13 protein-coding genes are annotated in these 17,208 nt (G+C 61.8%); 7 read left to right on the top strand and 6 right to left on the bottom strand.

All coding sequences use genetic code 11. The features are described 5' to 3' along the window. The first annotated feature begins 63 nt into the window (after window positions 1-63). Window positions 64-432: a hypothetical protein gene (locus AC1DXO_RS10670; protein ID WP_476978120.1), complete on the top strand. Its 369-nt coding sequence runs from the start codon at window positions 64-66 to the stop codon at window positions 430-432. 102 nt (window positions 433-534) lie between these two features. Here AC1DXO_RS10670 and AC1DXO_RS10665 read toward each other — a convergent pair whose 3' ends face one another. Then, entirely contained in the window at window positions 535-2,415 is a 1,881-nt protein-coding gene (locus tag AC1DXO_RS10665; protein WP_476978119.1) for a cation:proton antiporter domain-containing protein, read from the bottom strand. Between the two features lie 574 nt (window positions 2,416-2,989). Here AC1DXO_RS10665 and AC1DXO_RS10660 point away from each other — a divergent pair. Then, on the top strand, window positions 2,990-5,110 hold the full coding sequence (locus AC1DXO_RS10660; RefSeq protein ID WP_476978118.1) for a M13 family metallopeptidase: 2,121 nt from the start codon (window positions 2,990-2,992) through the stop codon (window positions 5,108-5,110). A 177-nt stretch (window positions 5,111-5,287) separates the two neighbouring features. Then, window positions 5,288-7,363 carry a M13 family metallopeptidase gene (locus AC1DXO_RS10655; protein WP_476978117.1) on the top strand — a complete coding sequence of 692 codons (2,076 nt, stop codon included), beginning with the start codon at window positions 5,288-5,290 and terminating at the stop codon, window positions 7,361-7,363. A 340-nt stretch (window positions 7,364-7,703) separates the two neighbouring features. On the opposite strand, the gene AC1DXO_RS10650 is transcribed toward AC1DXO_RS10655, so the two are convergent. After that, a complete protein-coding gene (locus AC1DXO_RS10650; protein WP_476978116.1) occupies window positions 7,704-8,333 on the bottom strand; it encodes a TetR/AcrR family transcriptional regulator in 630 nt (209 codons plus the stop codon). A gap of 315 nt (window positions 8,334-8,648) precedes the next feature. On the opposite strand from AC1DXO_RS10650, the gene AC1DXO_RS10645 reads away from it, so the two are divergent. Together AC1DXO_RS10645 and AC1DXO_RS10640 are read left to right on the top strand one after the other, a co-directional pair. After that, entirely contained in the window at window positions 8,649-8,870 is a 222-nt protein-coding gene (locus AC1DXO_RS10645; RefSeq protein ID WP_476978115.1) for a hypothetical protein, read from the top strand. Beyond that, complete coding sequence (locus AC1DXO_RS10640) at window positions 8,857-9,216, top strand: hypothetical protein (RefSeq protein ID WP_476978114.1); 360 nt, start codon at window positions 8,857-8,859, stop codon at window positions 9,214-9,216. Before AC1DXO_RS10645 ends, AC1DXO_RS10640 begins: the two co-directional genes overlap by 14 nt. Before the next feature lie 106 nt (window positions 9,217-9,322). Here AC1DXO_RS10640 and AC1DXO_RS10635 read toward each other — a convergent pair whose 3' ends face one another. The 3 genes from AC1DXO_RS10635 to hisS all read right to left on the bottom strand — a co-directional run bounded on the left by AC1DXO_RS10635 (window position 9,323) and on the right by hisS (window position 13,638). Then, window positions 9,323-9,544: a hypothetical protein gene (locus AC1DXO_RS10635; protein WP_476978113.1), complete on the bottom strand. Its 222-nt coding sequence runs from the start codon at window positions 9,542-9,544 to the stop codon at window positions 9,323-9,325. A 26-nt stretch (window positions 9,545-9,570) separates the two neighbouring features. Continuing rightward, window positions 9,571-11,679 carry a M13 family metallopeptidase gene (locus AC1DXO_RS10630; RefSeq protein WP_476978112.1) on the bottom strand — a complete coding sequence of 703 codons (2,109 nt, stop codon included), beginning with the start codon at window positions 11,677-11,679 and terminating at the stop codon, window positions 9,571-9,573. A 450-nt stretch (window positions 11,680-12,129) separates the two neighbouring features. Continuing rightward, complete coding sequence (hisS, locus tag AC1DXO_RS10625) at window positions 12,130-13,638, bottom strand: histidine--tRNA ligase (protein WP_476978111.1); 1,509 nt, start codon at window positions 13,636-13,638, stop codon at window positions 12,130-12,132. 260 nt (window positions 13,639-13,898) lie between these two features. Between hisS and AC1DXO_RS10620 the strand changes: the two genes are divergently transcribed. Further along, window positions 13,899-14,072 (top strand): hypothetical protein, encoded by a 174-nt coding sequence (locus tag AC1DXO_RS10620; protein WP_476978110.1) that lies wholly within the window; start codon window positions 13,899-13,901, stop codon window positions 14,070-14,072. Between the two features lie 157 nt (window positions 14,073-14,229). Continuing rightward, window positions 14,230-14,721 carry a hypothetical protein gene (locus AC1DXO_RS10615; protein ID WP_476978109.1) on the top strand — a complete coding sequence of 164 codons (492 nt, stop codon included), beginning with the start codon at window positions 14,230-14,232 and terminating at the stop codon, window positions 14,719-14,721. Between the two features lie 254 nt (window positions 14,722-14,975). On the opposite strand, the gene AC1DXO_RS10610 is transcribed toward AC1DXO_RS10615, so the two are convergent. Beyond that, window positions 14,976-17,081 carry a protein-disulfide reductase DsbD family protein gene (locus tag AC1DXO_RS10610; RefSeq protein WP_476978108.1) on the bottom strand — a complete coding sequence of 702 codons (2,106 nt, stop codon included), beginning with the start codon at window positions 17,079-17,081 and terminating at the stop codon, window positions 14,976-14,978. Between the last annotated feature and the right edge of the window lie 127 nt (window positions 17,082-17,208).

Here is a 17,208-nt window from a genome sequence, read left to right as displayed (position 1 = left end):
AGTTGAGGGACACGATGGCTGATAAGCTAAGGCCGACACAGCAAATGCGCCGGGGAGGCCGCCGTGAAATCCATCCTGTTCCTTGTCATTGCCGCGGCTCTGGCAGCCGGTCCCGTCCTTGCGGGTGACCGCGCCGATGTCGAGAGCCGTATGCTTGATGCCGCCCGCCAAGGCAAGGAGCATATCTCGGCCGCGCTCGACGATCTCAAGGCGGGCAACAACGCAACCGGCTGTGCGGCCCTGAATGCGGCACGTGACGATATGAATACCGTGCTCGAGCTGATCGATGAGGACGAGAACCTGGTCCGCAACGACGCCACAGCAAGCCCGGCTCAGCGTGACGAGGATCTGGCCGACATCCAGACGATGAAGGAAGTGTACACCGACATGCGCAACCGGATGCAAATCCAGCTTAACGCTCGCTGCGCCTGATCCAAGCGCGATGACGAGTCATCACGCTTGGCAAGGGCGACTGCCCGCCCGAGCTTATGCGAGGAGCCATGCGGCGTTTGAGCTGAAACAAAGGCGAAGCCGTCAGACCGGCTCACCCGATGCCGCTATCTTGGCGGCGGTGGCCCGGAGGATGGAGCCCGAGGCTGAGCCGCGAATGCCGAACATCTGGCGGAAGACGTCGCGACGTTCATGCACCGACGCCAGGACCAGGCCCATCGGCACGCCTAAGTCGATCAACGTGTTTTCGGCCAGTTGCAACGAAGCCTCGATGGTTTCAGGGACGGCGTCCGTCGCGCCCATCTGGTACAGGCGCTGGGCGTGCTGGGCGTCGCGGGCGCGGGCGATGATATGGATGTCGTCGCGCAGGGAACGGATGGTCTCCACGCACCGGTCGGTAAAGGCCGGATTGGAGGCTGTGACGACGACGGCGCGCGCCTTGTCGATCCCCATGCGCATCAGGAAATCGACGACCGAGGCGTCGCCATACCAGGCCTCGATGCCCTGGGCACGGGCACGATGGGTGACCTGGGGGTTGAAGTCGACCACGGTAAAGGGAATCTGGTGGATCTTCAGCATGTCCGCGACCAGGGCGCCGACGCGGCCGAAACCAACCACGATCACCTTGGCCACCGCGGCTTCACCATCGGCGGCGAGCGCTGCCACCACCTCGGGCGCCTCGGTCGTCGGCATGGCGCGATTGACCTCCTTGCCCAGGCGACCGGCGAAGGCGGCGAGGAAGGGAATGCAGAACATCGAGATGATGGCGGCGAGGATGACCGCCTGGCCGAAGCCGGCGTGCAGGATCTTGTGCCCGATGGCGTCATCGATGATGACGAAGGCGAATTCCCCCGCCGGCCCAAGGACCGCCGCCGTTTCGATGGCGCTACGCGGGCTGATGCCGAAGGCGCGGGCCAGGGGATAGACCAGGGCGGCCTTGATGGCGATCAACGCGACCACAATGCCGAACACCAGGGACGGATTGGCCAGGACGGTCGAGAATTCGAGCCGGGCGCCGACCGTGACGAAAAACAGGCCGAGCAGCAGGCCCTTGAACGGATCGATCATCACCTCGATCTCGCGGCGGTATTCGGTTTCGGCCAGCAGCACGCCGGCGACAAAGGCGCCCAGCGCCATGCTCATCCCGGCCATCACCGCGACCTGTCCCGACAGGACAACGACAAGCAGGCAGGCCGCCATGAACAGTTCCCGGCTCTTCGAAAAGGCGGCGGTATTGAACAACGGGCGCAGCAGCCAGCGGCCGCCGATGACCAGTATGGCCATGCCGATCAGGGCCGGAATCAGAGCCAGCAGACCGCCCAGGCCCTGGGTGGTGCCCTTGGCGGCGCCGGCCAGCATGACCACGGTAATCATGATGGGCGCAACGCTGAGATCCTGGGCCAGCAGGATGGCGAAGACCGAACGGCCCGACGCCGTTTTCAGCGCCTTGCGATCGGCCAGGACCGGGATGACCACCGCCGTCGAGGACAGGGCGAGCGCCATGCCCAGCATGGTCGCGGCGATCACGCCCTGCTGCATGAAGATAAAGACGAAAGTCAGCACGATCGCGCACAGGATAATCTGGGCCGCGCCAAGGCCGAAGATCAGCCGGCGCATGGACTTCAGGCGCTCAAACGTCAGCTCCAGCCCGATGGAGAACATCAGGAAGACCACGCCCAGCTCGGCCAGTTGATGGATGGCGTGCGAGCGCATGATCGAAAAATCGTCGAGCCAGGAAATATGCGACGAAAAGCGGCCGAAGACATCGGGCCCCAGCGCCACGCCGACCAGCAGAAAACCCAGGACGCTCGACACCTTGAAGCGCTGGAACAGCGGCACGATGACCGCCGAGGCCAGCAGGAAGACGATGATGAAGATATAATAGGCCCCCGTCTCCGCCGAATGGCCGGCCGCAACCACTTCGTTGGTGGTCATGTCGGACAGGTTCTGGACGGGAGAATTCATGCGCAATCTTTCAATATCGTTTCCGTGGAAGAGCAGACTATGGGGGATGGCGGTAGAGGATGTAACCCCAAAAACACGAATTTTCGCAAAAACATGCCTTTAGAGGCCAAAGAAGGCAAGAAATCCACCGTTTTTGAAACCTGAAGACTGGCAAATCGCAAAATCTATACCGCCCCGTGAACGGGGCGGGGGACCGCCCGAGTGAAGACTAAGCCGTAGCGAGAGCTACGGCGCCTGTCTTTGCATCGGGTGGTGGTGGGGGCCTTACAGGCTTGTCTACCAAGCGACAACCACCAGCAAGATGCCAGGTATAATCCGTGTTTCGACTTCATCTGACAGGCGCGCACAGCCTTATGGAAGACCCCCACCACCACCCGATGCGAAGACTTCGCACGCCGCTAACGCGCCGAGCGGTCTTCACTCGGGCGGTCCCCCGCCCCGCGTAACGGGGCGGTATAAGTTTTTTTCGATGACGGATTCATGAACAAAATTTCACGTTCGCTTGGCCAAAAAGCGGATAGGGTGATGGTTTCATATTCAACCGGGACAGAGATCCCGATGAGGTGGGGCCTTCATGCGCGTTTTCAAAACCCTTCTGCTGGCCACGGCGGCGAGCGCCCTGCTGGCGGTGCCGGCTCTGGCCGCCGATCGTTGCCTCGACGCCGGCTGCACCATACTGTCGCTGGAAAGTTTCGATGATTTTCTCGGTGCCGGCGACGATGTTGCAGCGACCGACATCACCGCGGCGCCGCGTTTCGGCGCCTGGGGCGTCGATCTCGACGGCATCGATAAATCGGTCAATCCGGGCGACAACTTCTTTCAGTATGTCAACGGCAACGCCTTGAAAAACATGACCATTCCGGCCGACAAGACGTCAGCCGGCGTGGCGCGGCAACTGGTCGACCTGGCCGATGCGCGCTCGAAGGCGATCGTCGAAAGCCTTGCCGGACGCACGGACCTCGATGGTGACGACGTCAAGATCGGCGCGCTATACAACTCGATGATGGATACGAAGACGGTCGAGGCGCGCGACGTCGCCCCCCTGGCGCCCAACCTGATCGGCATTCGAAACATCAAGACCAAGTCCGACATGGCCGCCTGGATGGGTAAGACCGCGGGCGGGTTCGGTTCAGCATTTTTCGGTGCCGGGGTCACGGCCGACGCCAAGAATTCCAAATTCAACACGGTCGTGCTGTTCCAGTCAGGCCTGGGCCTGCCTGATCGCGACTACTATCTGACCGACGCTTTCGCCGACAAAAAGGCGAAATACGAGGCCTATATCGCCCAGATGCTGCGCCTGGTCGCCTACCCCAATGCTGCTGCGGCGGCGCACGATATCGTCGCCATGGAAACGAAGATCGCCGAAGTGTCGTGGCCGCGTGCCCAGCGCCGCGACCGCACCAAGACCTATAACGCCATGACGCCGGCTGAGGTCGCGACCTTCGCGCCGGGCTTCGACTGGGCGGCCTATTTCAGGGGCGCCGACCTAACCGCGACGCCGAAGGTCGTCGTCAGCGAAAACACCGCCTTTCCGAAGATCGCCCAGATCTTTGCCGACACGCCGCTGGACACGCTCAAGGCGTGGGAAACCTTCCGCACTATTGACCAGGCCGCGCCCTATCTGTCCGAACGCTTCGTGACGCCACGGTGGGAGTTCCGCTCGCGTGACCTATCCGGCGCCCAGGCGCAACGCCCGCGCTGGCAACGCTCCATCGCTGTGGTCGAAGGTTCGCTGGGTGAGGCGCTCGGCCGGACCTATGTTGCGCGCTATTTCCCGCCCGAATCCAAGGCCAAGATGCAGGACCTGGTCGCCGGCCTCCGCGCCGCGCTGAAGATTCGCATCCAGAACCTGGACTGGATGTCGCCCGAAACCAAGGCGCGAGCGCTGGAAAAGCTCGACAAGTTCGGCGTCAAGGTCGGCTATCCCGATAAGTGGCGCGACTATAGCGGCCTGACCATCGTCGCCGATGACCTGTATGGCAATATGCAGCGCTCGTCGGCCTTCGATTGGGCCTTCGAGGTGTCGAAGATCGGCAAGCCGGTCGATCCGCTGGAATGGGGGCTGACGCCGCAGACGGTGAATGCCTATTATTCGTCGACACGCAACGAGATCGTCTTTCCGGCTGCTATCCTGCAGCCGCCCTATTTCGATCCGCAGGCCGACATGGCGGTCAATTACGGCGCCATCGGCGGCGTTATCGGCCATGAAATCACCCACGGCTTTGACGACCAGGGCCGCCATTCCGACGGCGACGGCAATCTGGTCGATTGGTGGACGACCGAGGATTCGGCCAAGTTCGAAGCCCAGGCGAAGATATTCGGCGCCCAGTACGACGCCTACGAGCCCCTGCCCGGCGTCCATGTCCAGGGCAATTTGACCATGGGCGAGAACATCGCCGACCTGGGCGGTCTGTTGATCGCGCTCGATGCCTATCATCTGTCGCTGAACGGTGCTGAAGCCCCTGTGCTGGATGGCCTGACCGGCGACCAGCGTTTCTTCCTAGGCGCCGGCCAGGTGTGGCGCCAGAAGCTGCGCGACGATTCCCTGAAACAGCAGGTGGCCTCCGATCCGCACACGCCGAACGAATTCCGCGCCATCGGGCCCGAGCGCAACATGGATGCGTGGTACAAGGCGTTCAACATCACCGACGGCAAGTATTATCTGAAGCCGGAAGATCGCGTCAAAATCTGGTAGCAGTATGAGGCGTTGAATTCACTTACTAAACCCCTCTCCCGGCTGAGGGGAGAGGTTAGGGTGAGGGGTTAAATTCCACCATCCTTCCAATTTGCATCGCCCATAGAACCCCTCACCCGGCGCTTCGCGCCACCCTCTCCCCTCAGGTGGGTAGAGGGGGAAACCCGGAACACTGTCATGCGCCTTCTGAAAATCCTGTTGCTGTCCACTGCCCTTTCAACTGCCGTTCTCGGTATGGCGCATGCCGAAACCGCCTCCCCTGCCCCGGCGGCCAAACTGGGCGATCCGGCGCTGGACACGCCGCATTTCGGCACCTGGGGCATCGACCTGTCCGGCATGGACAAAAAGGTCAGGCCCGGCGACAACTTCTTCGACTATGTCAACGGTGCGGCCAATGCCCGGATGACCATCCCGGCCGACAAGACGTCGAACGGCGTCAACGAGATCCTGGAAGACCTGTCCGAAGCCCGCTCGCGCGCCATTGTCGAGGACCTGGCCGGACGGCAGAACCTGAGCGGTGACGACGCCAAGATCTCGGCCTTGTACAATTCGATGATGGACGAGGCCACCGTCGAAAAACTGGACGCCGCGCCGCTGAAACCCGCCCTCGCCGGTATCGCCGCGATCAGCGACAAGAGCGCCATGGCGGCATGGATGGGCGGCACGTCGGGCACCTTCGGTTCGGCCTTCTTCGGCCCCTATATCGATGCCGACGCCAAGAACCCGAAGCTCAATGTGCTGTACCTGTCGCAGTCGGGCATGGGACTGCCCGATCGCGACTACTATCTGGAAGCCGCCTATGCCGACAAGCTGAAGGGCTATCAGGCCTATATCGCGAAGATGCTGGCCATGGCCGGCTATCCCGATCCCGACAGCCACGCCGCCGCCATCGTCACGCTCGAGACCGAGATCGCCAAGGTGTCATGGACGCGCGCCGAACGCCGCGACGCCGTCGCCACCTATAATCCGATGACCCTGGCTGAGGTCGCAGCCTCAGCGCCCGGTTTCGACTGGCCGGTCTTTTTCAAGGCGGCGGGCCTGGCAAGTGCGTCGAAAGCCATAGTCAGCGAAAACACCGCCTTCCCGAAGATCGCTGCCGTGTTCGACGCCACGCCTTTGGAGACGCTGAAGGCGTGGGAAGCCTTCCGCACGATCGACCAGGCCGCGCCCTACCTGTCTAAGCGCTTTGTCGACGCCCAGTGGCAGTTCCGCAGCCACGACCTGCGCGGCGCCGACGAACAGCGACCGCGCTGGAAACGCGGTGTCGGCCTGGTCGAAGGCGCGCTGGGCGAAGCCCTTGGCCGTGACTATGTCGCGCTCTATTTCCCTGCCGAGTCCAAGGCGCAGATGCAGGAAATCTTCGGCTATTTCCGCCAGGCGCTGCAGGCCCGTATCGAAAACGTCACCTGGATGTCGCCGGAAACCAAGGCCAAGGCGGTCGAAAAGCTGTCCAAGCTGACCGCCAAGATCGGTTATCCCGACAAGTGGCGCGATTATAGCGGCCTGACTATCGGAGCCTCCGACCTGTACGGCAATGTCGAGCGATCTAACGTCTTCGACTGGAACTTCCTGCTGGCCAAGCTGGACAAACCGGTCGACCCGCTGGAATGGGATATGACGCCGCAGACGGTCAATGCCTACTACAATCCTGTACGCAATGAGATCGTCCTGCCAGCGGCCGAGTTACAACCGCCCTTCTTCGATCCCAAGGCTGATCTGGCGGTCAACTATGGTGGCATCGGCGCTTCGACCATCGGCCACGAAATCACCCATGGCTTCGACGATGAAGGCCGGCACTATGACGGCGACGGCTTCCTGACCGACTGGTGGACTGAGGCCGACTCGACGCGCTTCGATGCCGAGGCCGCCAAGTATGCCAAGCAGTTCGACGCCTTCGAGCCTTTGCCCGGCCTGCATATCAAGGGCGACCAGTCGAACGGCGAGAACATTGCCGACCTGGGCGGCGTGTTGATTGCGCTCGACGCCTATCACCTGGCCTTGAAGGGCAAGCCGGCGCCGACAATAGACGGCCTCAGCGGCGATCAGCGCGTCATGCTGTCCTATGCCCAGTCCTGGCAGGGTAAGGTGCGTGACGAAACGCTGAAGATGCTGATCGTGGCCGATGTGCACTCGCCCTATGCCTTCCGGGTGATCGGGCCGATGCGCAATGTCGACGCCTGGTACAAGGCGTTCGATATCAAGCCGGGCGACAAATACTATGTGAAGCCGGAAGATCGCGTCCGGATTTGGTGATGGGGCCGCCGAGAGCCTATTGTGCAGCGGTAACTCAGCAAGAAGGTTTGAAACACGAATGGACACGAATATTCACGAATAAGACGCTTGCTAACGCTGCGCGCGCCGGCAGAAACGACAGTTACTAACGGTCAGCATCGAGCTCTGCATAAGCAAGCGCATGAATGCGCTATCGCGCGCAGCGCATTTTTATGACCGGCTACCGCGTGGGACGATGGATGAACGCATCGGCCGCTCAGGTACGCCGCGCAGCGTTAGCAAGCGTCTTATTCGTGAATATTCGTGTCCATTCGTGTTTCAAAACTTCTTTCAAAATTGGCCTCGGCTCCATCGAAACCGTTCAGGCTCGGCAAGCCGAGCGCGTCAGCCAGGCGATCTCGTCGGCCAGTTTCTGCACCGGCACCGCGATCAACCGCTCTTCCAGGCCAATGCTGATGATGCCGTGCACAGCGGCAAACAAGGTTCGGGCGCGAACCGTCAGTGCTCGGGCATCCAGCGTCGGCATGATGGCGCTGAGCGGCTCGGCGATATGGCGGAACAGTCGCAGCTGGTCCTGGGCCGCCCATTCCGGCAGCGGACTGTCCAGCCGCAGTTCGAAGATCATCCGCCATAGCGGCAGGTTCTTGCGCGCGAAGTCGAGATAGGTGTGCGCCACGGCGACCAGGCGCTCGACGGCCTCCTCACGCGTCGCCATAGGCAGGCTGCCCGTCTTTTCCGTCGCCAGTTCGCCGAGGTGGCGCAGCGTCTTGGACGAAACCAGCAACAGCAAAGCATCCATATCGGCAACCAGATTGTAAAGACCGCCCAGGGCGATGCCAATATCGGCCGCGAGATCGCGCGCCTTCAGGCTCTGCATCCCCGATTCGCAAATGCGTTTTTCGGCGGCGGCAATCAGCGCCTCGAGCTGGGCCTGGCGGCGATCGGCAGTCGCAGCGGAGGGTGTCTTTGGCGTGGCATTTTCGGTTGTCATGGTGCGCCTCTTTATGGGTGCTCTGAAAAATATTTTGAACGATGTTCATTTTTTACTTGAACGCAGTTCACATTGTGATACAAGGATCATGTGAACGGGGTTCATATCACCAATAGCCCCGGTGATGAAGCCCTTAGTTCACACCCTGGGGGGCCAGGGGGGATTAGACCAGGGGGATGAAGGCGACCACCACCTTCATCCCCTTACTTTAGAGCTCAAGCGCCGCATGGCTCGCGCAAACGTGCGCGGCGGGCGGTCGCCCTTGCCAAGCTGCGGAAGTCGCAGCCTGGAATACCTCAACATTGGAGAAGACCGATGAAGCGCCTGTTTTATGTTGTTGTGACCGTGCTTGCCTGCGTCGCTTCGTATCAAGCGGTCGCTCACAGTGCCCATGCCGACAAGGATCGCGACTGGAAACGCGAAGCCCGCCTGATGGCCAACGACCTGCCGACCTTCCTGCACTATCACCCGACCGATGGCGCCAGCTATTCCGGCAAGGTGCGCAAGGCGATGGATCCGTCCAATGTCCAGCCTTAAGAATTTGGGGTGGGCCGTCGTGCCCGCCGCCGCCGGGCTGATCAGCCTGGCCCTGCTACCTGCGGACTTTGCCGTCACCGACCACGCCCGGTTCACCAAACGACAGTTCGGGGTCGAGGTCGGCATGACCGAGACCCAGGCCCGTGCGGCTATTCTCAGCAACTGGCGCTTTCGTTACGCCGGGACCGAGACCTGTCAGGCCGCGACAGGAAACGGCGGCTGCGCCGACGCTACGCAAATAGACCAGTACAGGGTCGACGGACTATTGGCCGACGGTTGGGTTAACCTGGGTATCCGCGACGACCGGGTGATCTACATCTATGCCGCCAAAAGCGCTATTACATAGCTCAAGCGCCGTCGCACGGGCGCCCCCGATGGCTCGCCGCATCAGCGGCGGCGGGCAGTCGCCCTTGCCAAGCCATGTCGCGATTACATCGCCATGGCTTGGAGATCTAACGCTTCGACGACAGCACGATCAGCCCGACCACGCCGGCAACCGACAGCACGACGCCCGCGATAAAGCCGGCGACCAGAGCCGTGCCCCAGCCGGAAAAGATCAGCTCGCTGAAGCCGTCACGGGCACACAGCACGCAAAAGACAGCAAAGCTGGCCAGGGTTATCCCCAGTCCACCAAAGGCGGAGGCCATGCTGAGCCCGTTCAGGAAGGTTTTCATGACATGTGCTCAGCCTGGCAGGCCAGCTACCAGATCTTCACGCGGTCTTCCGGCTTGACGTAATATTTGCCCTCGGTGATGTCGAAGGCCTTGTACCAGGCGTCGACATTCCGAACCGTGCCGATGGCGCGGAAGTTGTCGGGCGTATGCGGGTCGGACGACACGATGAACTTGACGAAATCGTCCTGATACTTCGAGCGCCAGTTCTGGGCAAAGCCCAGCAGCACGCGCTGGTCGCCGGTAAAGCCGTCAATGACCGGCGCCTCGGCCCCCTTCAGCGACAGATGATAGGCATCCAGGCCCAGCAGGACACCGCCGAGGTCGGCGATGTTCTCGCCCATGGTCAGGCCGCCCTGGACGTGAGCGCCCGGAACCGGTTCGTAGGTGTCGTACTGCGCGCCCAGGGTCTTGGTCTGGGCGGCGAACTTGGCGGCATCTTCCGGCGTCCACCAGTCGGCCAGGGCGCCGGTCGAGTCGTAGTTACGGCCCTGGTCGTCGAAACCGTGGGTGATTTCGTGGCCGATAATGGCGCCGATGGCGCCATAGTTGACAGCGGGGTCGGCCTGGGCATCGAAGAACGGCGGCTGCAGGATGGCGGCCGGGAAGACGATCTCGTTCTTGGTCGGCGAATAGTAGGCGTTGATATCCTGCGGGTTCATTTCCCACACCCACGGATCGATCTTGTTATCGATGCGGGCGACGCTATAGGCCCAGTCGAAGCCCTGGGCGCGTTCGATATTGCCGTAGAGATCGTCCGGCTTGATCTCCAGACCCTCATAGGAACGCCACTTATCGGGATAGCCGATCTTGACGCCAAACGTGCTGAGCTTCTCCAGCGCCTTCGCCTTGGTCGGCGCGCTCATCCAGGTCAGGCCTTCGATACGAATCTTCATCGCCGCCAGCAGATCGCCGACCAAGGCTTCCATCTTGGCCTTGGATTCGGCCGGGAAATAGGCCGTGACATAGGCGCGACCGAGCGATTCACCCATCTTGTCGCCGGTGATGCTGATGGCGCGCTTCCACAGCGGACGCTGTTCCTGGATGCCGTACATGGTCTTGGAGCGGAACTCGAAGCGGCGGCTGTAGAAGTTATTCGGCAGATAGGCGCTGGCCTGATCGACGGCCTGGAAGGTTTCCCACGCCTTCAGCGTCTCCAGAGGCGTATCGGCGAAGATCTTGGCGATCTTCGGTATGGCCGTGTTCTGGGCCACGACAACCTTGTGCGCCTGGGAAACATGGGCCGCGGCGAAGAAGCCGTTCCAGTCGAAGCCCGGGGCATAGGTGTTGAGGTCCTTCAACGCCATCGGATTGTAGGTCTTGGTGTCGTCGCGGCTTTCGATCTTGGTCCAACTGACCTCGGCGATGGCGGTTTCCATGGCCACGATGTCGTGCGCGTGCCTGGCTGCGTCGGGATAGGCCACCATGCGCAGCAGGTCGGTGATATAGGCCTCATAGGCCGCCTTCTTGTCGGCAAAGCCCTCCGTCAGATAATAGTCGCGGTCAGGCAGGCCCAGGCCGCCCTGGGTCATTTGCAGGGCGTAATAGCCGGGCTTCTTGGCGTCGTCGCCGACATACATGCCGAAGAAGGCCGAGCCGAAACCCTGCGACGTCCAGCCCATGAAGGCGGCCATCTGCTTCTTGTCCTTGATGGCGTCGATGCGGCGCAGTTCCGGCACCACGGGGCCAACACCGCGTTGTTCCTTCAGGTCGGCGTTCATGGCGCTGCGATAGAGGTCGGCGATCTTCAGGTCTTCACCCGACAGGTCGTTGCGCGCCGCCAGCCCCGTGACCAAGGCCTTCAGTTGCACTTCCGACAGGTCGGACAGGACGTTCCACACACCGTAGCCGACCTGGTCGCCCGGAATGACCATGTTGCGGATCGCCGTGCCGTTGGCATAGTCGAAGAAGTTGTCGCCCGGCTTGACCGTCAGGTCCATGCCGGCGGTATCGAAGCCCCAGGTGCCGTAGCGCTGGGCCGTCGTGCTCACAACCGGCTCCGCCGAACCCGGCGTGGCATCGGCCAGCATATAACGGCTGGCGGTCGGGGCCGGCGTTGCGGCCAGGGCCGGCAGGGCGACGAGCGGCAGGGTGAGAATAAGGGCGGACGTCAGCAGACGGTGACGAAGTGTGCGCATCGGAGGTCTTTCACGGAACAGGCGGCGCGTCTTAAAAGAGCGCGCGATCTAAATCAGGCCTGACTGTGATACAGTTCCGACGGTTTGTATCATGAAATTTTCTTAATCTCGCCACGATGCGGACGCAAAGCGGCCACGGCATCATTTTTGACGACTACGTCAAATAATCCGAAATATCGGCGGCCAAAAGGCAAAAAAAAAGCCCGCCCGGGGGGATACCACCGAGCGAGCTCTTTGTTTTTGTTTAAGCGAGCGTTTCCTCCCCGAAACGCCGGAACTGACTTCTCTCTGCGGGAGAAGTTCCGTTCTCTTGAGATGGCAATAACCAGATTTCGGACCGGGGTGTCAACTTAATTTATCACATAGCGTCAAAATTATTTTGCCCCTGCGTCAAGACCGTAACATACTCAACCAAACCGCACCAAAAACAGGTCAATTATGACACCGCTGTCAGGAAGATTTCACTATGGATTTCAAATGGTTAATTGCCTCCTCGCGGGGCAATGTCACCTGCCCCGGACGGGCTTCCTTCCACTCTTTATTGTCACTAATTTGCAACGCCAAATCGCGCCCTAAATCGAGGTCTTTTATGGTAACGGTACCACTATTCAGCTCGTCTCCGCCCAGCATGGCGACGGCCGGCGACAGGCGACGGTCGGCATACTTCATCTGCGCCTTCATGCCCGACCGGCCGAGGTAAACCTCTGCCGCCATACCGGCAGCGCGGATGTCGGCGGCCAGCTTGAAATAGGCGCCCATATCGTCTTGCGAGAAGTTGATAATGACGATCGGACCGCGCACACGCGTGGCCTTGCCCGCCTCGGTCAGGGCCAGGGCGGCGGCAATGCGCGACACGCCGAAGGAGAAGCCGGTCGCCGGCGTCGACTCGCCAGTGAAGCGCGCCACCAGGTCGTCATAGCGCCCGCCGCCGCCCATCGAGCCGAACTGGACCGGCTGGCCCTTGTCGTCGAAAAGGTCCATCAGCAGTTCGGCTTCGAATACCGGCCCCGTGTAATATTCCAGGCCGCGCACGATGCCGGGATCGAAAATGGCATCGGTTTCGGAGACGCCCATGGCTGTCATGGCGGTATGAATGCGCGCCAGATCTTCGAGACCGGCCTGGCCTTCGGCGGAGTTGGCGAGGACCGCCGCCAGCTTGTCGAGCACGCCGCTGCGGGTTGATGCACCGCCCGCCCCAATGCCTGCGCTCACAAAGTCGAGCACGGGCTGGATGGCGGCGTCGGGCAGTTCGGCGCCCTTGGTATAGTCGCCGCTTTCGTCCTTGCGGCCCTTGCCCAGCAACAGGGCGACGCCTTCGAGACCGAAGCGGTCGAGCTTGTCGATCGCCCGCAGCACGCCCAGTTGCTGGCCCGGTTGGGTGACACCGAGACCGGACAGCAGGCCGTTCAAAAGCTTGCGGTTGTTGATGCGGATGCGTGCCGGAATGTCGAGCGCCTTGTACCCGGCGACGGCCAGGGCGATCATTTCGGCATCGGCCTCGGGGCGGTCGGAACCGACGATGTCGGCGTCGCACTGCGTGAATTCGCGCAGGCGGCCGGGACCGGGCTTTTCATTGCGCCACACTGTGCCATGGGCATAGCGGCGGAACGGCTTGGGCAGGGTTTCCCAGTTCTGGGCGGCAAACCGGGCGAGCGGCGCCGTCAGGTCATACCGCAGCGCCATCCACTGATCGTCGTCGTCCTGCTGGGCGAAGACCCCGACATTGGGACGATCGGAATCGGGCAGGAACTTGCCCAGGGCGTCGGCATATTCGAAGGCCGGCGTCTGCAAGGCTTCGAAACCGAAGTCCTCATACACCTTCGACACGGTGGCGATCAGATGACGCTCGATGGCAATCTGGCCGGCACGTTTGTCGATGAAACCGCGCGGGCTGCGGGCCTCGGGACGGAAGGGAGTTTCGGGCGCGGCCGATGGGTCATTTGCGGTGCTGTTTGTCATGGCGTCGCCTTAGCGCAATCCGATAAGGTGTGCAGCACTTTTCGATTAAATTGCGCGACAAAACAAAAGCGCACAGGCTCTGAGGAAACAACCGACTTTCACCTCCGGTTTGGCGCTGTAGTGCTTGCCGGCGCCTCGCGTTGCAGGGGAATTTTCTGGCGGAATGGTATTTTGACACCGACGTCAAAAATATTCCTTAACCCCTGTTAATCGTGGCAAAACGGTGTTATAAAAGAGGCACCCTTAAGGAGGGCAAAACCATGAGCAAGCGTTCTCACGCAATGGAAAGTTTCTCGCGTTTTGTAATCGCCACAGCGGGCGCACTGGCCTTGCTCGGCGCCGTCGGTTGGGCGTTCGTCGCGTTCGACAACAAAGGCTGCAGTGGCGGCATCCAGTGCCGCACCGAAGCCGAGATGACGCAACCGCATTACTGATCGTCGATGTCTGACGGATAGCGGCCGTTTTATGCGGCCGCCCTATTTTTTATAACGTCTTTGCTTTGGGCAAAGGCGTGTCAGGTTTTGGCGGTTAACGCTTTGTTGGCCGGAATTTTGCATAGTGCGTCCTGCTGTCTTTGAAGAGGAACGCAGGATGGGCTATGCCCGAAAACCGGCTGCTATACTGGCACTGCTGCTCGGATTGAGCGCGGTGACGGTAGCGGCGCGCGCCGAACCGGCCGCGACCAGCGCCATCTCGCACGAACCGCTCTATGCCGGCCTGGTGACGCGGGCCGAGGCGCTGAAGGCGCAGACGGACGCCTTTGCGCCGTCGCTCGGCCTGTTGTCACAACCGGATTTCCAGGCCTATGCGCGCGATATCCGCAGCCTCTCGGACGGCGATCTGGCGGGGCATATGGACCTGAAGGCGCGCGGCACCGACAGCGACCTGAAGTGCATCCTGAAGGGGGTGTCGCTGGATCTGAATATCAAGATGGACGCATTGCTGGCCGCGAAAAGCGATGCCGAGGTCCAGACGGCGCTGATCAATATGTCGGAGCTGCTGAGCGACAATATCGACGTCATCGTCACCCCGGCCACCGCTGAGTCGGGGCTGGACTGCGTGATCGAGTTCGGCAAGGGTTGAAGGTTTTTAACCGTCAGTATGCCGAGTCAAACGTATAGCGTTTGACCGCCATGCGCAGATTTGCGCAGATTTTTCAGCGCAAGAATCTGAAGTGTGCAGTGATGCTTTTCTAGATCGCATAGCGATCATTTCGCCACGATGACTGCCTTATTCGTTCCGATTGAGCGCTGAAAAAATCTGCGCAAATCTGCGCATGGCGGTCAAACGCTATACGTTTGACTCGGCATACTGACGGTTAAACCCCTACTCAACCTCTACTTCCCGCCGCGCAGGACCTTCACCACCGCGTTGGTGTCGAGCAGTTGTGGCAGGACCTTGGCCTCGGCATTGTTCGGACCATAATAGACATACAACGGCACGCCCGAACGACCATACAGCGCCAGATAATGCGAAATCTCGGTGTCCTGGTTGGTCCAGTCGCCGACCATATAGACCGTGCCGGTATCGATCATGGCCTGCTCGAACGGTTTCGACGCCAGGACGCGCCCTTCATTGACCTTGCAGGTGACGCACCACGCCGCCGTCAGGTCGACAAACACCGGCTTGCCCGCCGTCCGCAGGGCCGTCAGTTGCGCCACGCTGAACGCCTGGTGCGGTAAGGCGCCCGATGTCACGGCGGCAGGCTTCGTCGCTTGCGGCTGGCCCGGCGCGAAGATGGCCAGGATCAGAGCCACGCCCCACAGGGCCGGTCGCGCCCACACCGGCATGGGCTTCAGCGGCATGACCGCGGCGATGGCCAGGGCCATGGCGATAACCAGAAGGGCGACGCCGACCAGATTGACCTGCTGGGCAAAGACCCAGAGGAGCCACAGGGCCGCGGCGTACATCAGCAGGGACAGGCCGCGTTTGAGCCAGTCCATCCAGGGCCCAGGCCGGGGCAAGGCGCGCGCCACGGCGGGAACCCAGGTGATCAGGAAGGTCAGGGCGACAAACGGCAGGGCAAAGCCCAGTCCGAGCGCCGCGAAGATGACCACACCCGTCAGGCCGCCCTGGGTAAGGGCGACGCCGATCGCCGGCCCCATAAAGGGCGCCGTACAGGGGGCCGCCACCACGACAGCCAGGACGCCGGTCAGGAAGGCCGACAGCAGTGGCCGGCTATCGTCGATCCGGATGCCGCCGAAACGTTGCAGCGAAGTACCGACCTCGAACAGGCCCGACATGTTCAGCGCCACCAGCAGCATGATCACGGCCAGGGCGGCGACGACGAAGGGCGATTGCAACTGAAAGCCCCAGCCGACCTGGGCGCCGAACTGTCGCGCCACCACGATCAGCCCGGCCAGGACCAGGAAGCTGGCCAGGACGCCACCGCCATAGACCAGGGCTTCCAGGCGCGCCGCACGATGATCGTGCCCGGCTCGCGACAGGGACAGCAGCTTCATCGACAGGACGGGAAACACGCACGGCATCAGGTTGAGGATCATGCCGCCCAGAAGCGCGCCCAGCGCCACCATCAGGACGCCGCCGAATGAGGTGTTCTGGTTCACGGTCCCCTGGAGCGGCGTGCCCAGCCCGTGGACCTTCGCCGCCAAGGGCGCCCGATCCAGCGGAAAGCGGCTGCCAGGCCCCGGACCGGCGACCAGGACTCCAGTCAAGTCACCGGCGGGCAGGGTCGCGGTTGCCGCCTTGACGCGTAGCGTAAATCCACCAGGCCCCATGTCGATTGCCTGGGGCGCGCCCGGCACGATGATGTCCGGCTGTTCGAGGAAGAAATAGCTGTCCGGCGCCGGCGTGTAGGGAAACGGGAAACCCAGCTCGACCATGCCGTCGCGTATGTCGATGGTTACGCCGGCGGGACCGTCCTTGTTGCCCTGCACGGGGATGGCCGGACGTGCCTTATCGATCGTCCGGGCATCGGCGCCGGGTCCACCTTGACCAACGGTCAGGCGCAGGCTGACCTCCAGGCTTTCCGGGATGCAGACATCGGCGCAGACCAGGAAGTCGACCTTGGCGTGGATCGGCAGGGCCTGGCCGGCGGTGAGCTTGGCAGCATTGTGCATGGGAATGATCAGCACGGTGCGGCCTTCGTAGCCGTAGCTCATCAGGTCATAGGACAGGAGGCGTTTGGGCGTCGGGAACTGGATGTCGCCATCCTGTGCGAAACCATCCGGCAGATTCCAGGTAAAGGTCGGTGCCAGGCCGGTATCGCCGGGATTGATCCAGTAGGTGTGCCAGCCGGGGGCGGAGGTATAATCCAGTGCCAGATCGATATCGCCGCCTGGCGCTACGGTAGAGGACGCCGCGATCAGCCGTGCCTTGATATGGGCGGACTCGCCCTCGGCGGCAGAGGCCGGCTCGGATGCCGAGACCGCCAAAGCGAGACAAAGGAACAGGGACGCAAACCACCGATAGACCGAAGACACGCATATCCCTCGTAAATTAAGACTGCTTTCGACGTTTGGGAAGTGCCCCGCCCGGCGCTTCACGCCACGCCACGGGGCGCCCCGCCTCCCCATAAGTGGGGTGGGCAAAGAAAAGCCAGACACTGCC

The sequence above is a fragment of the Asticcacaulis sp. P2_C5 genome (genome assembly GCF_056404555.1).
This window is presented reverse-complemented; position numbering and strand designations above follow the sequence as displayed.